Annotated in this window: 3 protein-coding genes; all 3 read left to right on the top strand. The window is 43.6% G+C overall.

Translation table 11 applies throughout. The annotated features are described in order from the left end of the window. Positions 1 to 308 (top strand): IS30 family transposase (locus tag G541_RS0109035; protein ID WP_027826262.1); only part of this gene is annotated, 308 nt, incomplete at its 5' end. A gap of 122 nt (positions 309 to 430) precedes the next feature. Further along, positions 431 to 2,926: a glucosaminidase domain-containing protein gene (locus G541_RS0109030; protein WP_162139344.1), complete on the top strand. Its 2,496-nt coding sequence runs from the start codon at positions 431 to 433 to the stop codon at positions 2,924 to 2,926. A 137-nt stretch (positions 2,927 to 3,063) separates the two neighbouring features. Beyond that, positions 3,064 to 3,995: KxYKxGKxW signal peptide domain-containing protein (locus tag G541_RS09895; RefSeq protein ID WP_035163362.1), on the top strand; the 932-nt coding region annotated here is incomplete at its 3' end.

Below are 3,995 nucleotides of genomic sequence, written 5' to 3'. Positions count from 1 at the left end.
CTAATCAATTAGGAACTAATCTCAAGACACTGACGGTTGATCACGGGAAAGAGTTCGCCAACTACCAATCAATTGAGAAAAATACCGGCGTGCCGTTGTACTTTGCCCATGCTTATTCTCCGCATGAACGTGGTAGTAATGAGAATCGTAATCGAGTGTTACGGCGATTTATTCCTAAGGGTCAGCCAATTGAAGAGATTAGTGATGATGAATTGATTCAGATTAACTGGTATCTGAATTCACGGCCACTCAAATGTTTGAACTGGCGAACTCCAATTGAGATCTTTTTGCTTAATCTGCGTCATTAAATTTGTTCAAGTTATTTATTGCAATCTACCAAAAGAAAAGACAATTAAAGAATAGTTAATAAGTTAGGAAATAGGGAGATGAAAGCAACTTGTTAGGAAAAAATGTCAAAAAAAGATTCAAGATGTATAAAGCGGGTAAGTCGTGGGTTGTTGCCCCTTTAGTCTTTTTTGGACTGGTTGCAGGGCTAGAACTGACGACCAATTTTGCGGCTGCGGATACAGTTAATCAAAACGATCCTACCACAGTAGCAGTGGTAGCCAAAACCACAAGTGATGCTAGTCAACAAGAAAAGCCAACGGTAGCTGCAACAGCGCAAGCAACTACGGCCAATAATACTACTAGTTCAGCTTCTGCTGCTGAATCCCAACCGGCAAATGCAAACGCTCAAGATGTTACAAGTGTGGATAAGAGCCAAACTACTACCAAAACATCTACAACTAATGGGGCATCGGTGGCAACAACTACAACACAAACAACGGCGCAAGCAACTACACAGCAAAATACAAGCACAAGACTAGCTGTTAGCAAAGTTGTAGTTAAGAAGAATGTTGTTAACGCGTCAGCACTGGCTGCTAACAAAACGCAGGTAACCCAGCCACAAATTAACTATGGTGGCGACATCACGTATGATGTTTCCGGTAATGGTGGTGCCAAGGCAACCAATGCTACTAACGTATTAGGAGTAAGCAACAGTTCTAACAGTATTCCTAGCGTTACTAATGCCTCGACGACAGTGCGTAATTTTGTTAACCAAATTGGCAGTGCAGCTATGCAAGTTTCCCAAGAATATGGGGTTCATGCTTCGATGATGATTGCTCAAGCTGGTTTGGAAAGTGCCTGGGGTCAGAGTCAATTAGCCCGCCAAGCGCATAACTTATTTGGAGTTAAGTACAATGGGCGCGGCGAGTATGTTTTGATGCCAACGTTAGAATTCTATGGTGGTGCCTACCACACGGTTTATGCTAAGTTTCAGAAGTACAGCAGTTACTATGATTCCTTGGTGCGTTATGCACAACTTTTGCGGAGTAACTTCCCCAACTCCACTAAGCGGGCTGGTAGTTACCAACGGGCAGCTCAAAACCTCCGCCATGGGGTTTATGGGGCATACGCTACCGATCCAACTTATGCAAGTAAGTTGACCAACTTGATCAATACGTACTCTTTATACCGGTTTGATCAACCTGTCAGTCAAGAAAAGTATGAAAATGGTCATTGGTACTTGTACAAGAATGGGCAACGGCAAACGGGCTTCCAGCATTTATCCCAAGGCAACCGAGTTGTTTATTACAACAGCCAGGGCCAGATGGTGTACGGCCAACAACAAATTAATGGTCATTGGTATTATTTCGATGAAAGTTCTGGGGCTATGCAAACCGGGGTCAAATATATTGCTAGCCAGCACAAAAATGTCTACTACAACAGTCAGGGGCAACTACAATACGGTGAACAAAAGATCAAGGGTCACTGGTATCTCTTTGCGCAAAGAAGTGGGGCAATGCAAACAGGCTTCCAAAAGCTGCCTGACGGACGAATTGTCTACTACAATCAAAATGGGCAAATGCAGTACTATGAACAACGGATCAACGGCTACTGGTACCTCTTTGACCGGAGTAGTGGTGCCCTCAAGACTGGTTTCCAAAGATTAAGTGATGGGCGAACTGTCTACTATAATCAAGTTGGTCAAATGCAGTACGGTGAGCAACGGATCAATGGCTACTGGTACTTCTTTGACAAGAGCAGTGGGGCCATGAGTGTTGGTTTCCAAAAGTTGCCTGACGGACGGACCGTCTACTACAATAGTCAAGGTCACATGCAATATGGTGAACAAAAGATCGGTTCCGGCTGGACCTGGTATTTGTTCGACCGGAGTAGCGGCGCAATGAAGACTGGTTTCCAAACTTTAGCTGATGGGCGTAAAGTTTACTACGCTGAAGATGGCAAGATGCAGTACGGTGAACAACGGATTGGTGGCTACTGGTATTTGTTTGACCAAGCAAGCGGTGCAATGAAAACTGGCTTCCAGTATATTCCGAAATACCAAAAAACGGTTTACTATGATGAAAAGGGTCATATGCAGTATGGTGAACAGAAGATCAATGGCTACTGGTACTTCTTTGACAAGAGCAGTGGGGCCATGAGTGTTGGTTTCCAAAAGCTGCCTGACGGACGGACCGTCTACTACAATAGTCAAGGTCATATGCAATATGGTGAACAAAAGATCGGTTCCGGTTGGACGTGGTATTTGTTCGACAGAAGTAGTGGAGCAATGAAGACAGGTTTCCAAACTCTAGCAGATGGGCGCAAGGTTTACTATGCTGAAGATGGCAAGATGCAATACGGTGAACAACAAATTAGTGGTTACTGGTATCTGTTTGACCAAGCGAATGGCGCAATGAAAACTGGTTTCCAGTACATTCCAGAGTATGATAAGACCGTTTATTATAATGATAATGGTCAAATGCAATACGGCTGGTTGGAAATTAATGGCGATACTTATTATCTTAAGTATGGTTCAGGGGCTGTCGCAAAGGGAAAAATGAAGATCGGTGATTACTGGTATGATTTTGATTCAACCACAGGAAAAATGCTGGCAGCATCTTCCAATCTGTCAAAATAATGCTGAAGTAGTTGATTAATATAAATTACAGTATCCGTATGAGGTGCAGTTGATATTAACCCAACTCGACAGTGGTTAACATATTTTGAGAATAGGTGAAGACATTGTTTAGAAGTGAAGTAAAAAAACGTTTTAAGATGTACAAATCAGGGAAAAACTGGGTGGTAATGCCCCTGGTATTTCTAGGATTAGTGATGGGTTTAGGAGCATTTGCGCAAACCACTATGGCGGATACGGTGGATTCAACCAGTGCTACTAGTCAGGTGATACCAGCAGATGCTGCTACGCCTACTAATCAAACAACTAACACACAAGGGCAGACTACGCCTACTAGTGCTTCAGTGACTATCTCTGCTACAACTGAAACGAAAGTTCAGGATCCAGTGACTACTAGTTCTGAGCAGGCAAACTCAAGCTCCGAGTCAACGCAAAATGATACTACTGATAAGGTAGCAAATGAGCAGGTGGTAGATAGTAAGCAGACAGTGGCGACGCCATCTGTCCAAGCTAATTCGGAAACGACTGCAACAGCGACTGAATTTCCTCAGCCCCAGGATGCGGTTGAAAAAAGGAAAAATGGTTACTGGTACCTTTACAACACCCAAACTAATACAAAATATACTGGCTTTCAGACGCTCCAAGATGGGCGGATTGTTTACTACAATAACTTGGGGCAAATGCAGTATAACCAGCAACTTATTGACAGTCACTGGTATCTGTTTGACCGCAGTAGTGGCGCAATGAAAACGGGATTCCAATATATTCCTGAACAAAACAAAACAGTCTACTATGCTCCTAATGGTCAGATGCAGTATGGTGAGCAGAAGATTAATGGATATTGGTACCTCTTCGATAAAGGCAGTGGTGCCAAGCAAACCGGTTTTCAAAAACTTTCAGACGGGCGGACTGTTTACTATAATGCTGCTGGTCAGATGCAATACGGTGAGCAAAAGATCGGTTCCGGCTGGACCTGGTATTTGTTTGACCAGAGTAGCGGTGCAATGCAGACCGGTTTCCAAACTCTAGCTGATGGGCGCAAGGTTTACTATGCTGAAGATGGCAAGATGCA

This window comes from Ligilactobacillus saerimneri DSM 16049 (assembly GCF_000423265.1).
Classification (GTDB): domain Bacteria; phylum Bacillota; class Bacilli; order Lactobacillales; family Lactobacillaceae; genus Ligilactobacillus; species Ligilactobacillus saerimneri.
The sequence above is the reverse complement of the archived record's forward strand: the minus strand, read 5'-3'. Positions and strand labels throughout refer to the sequence as shown.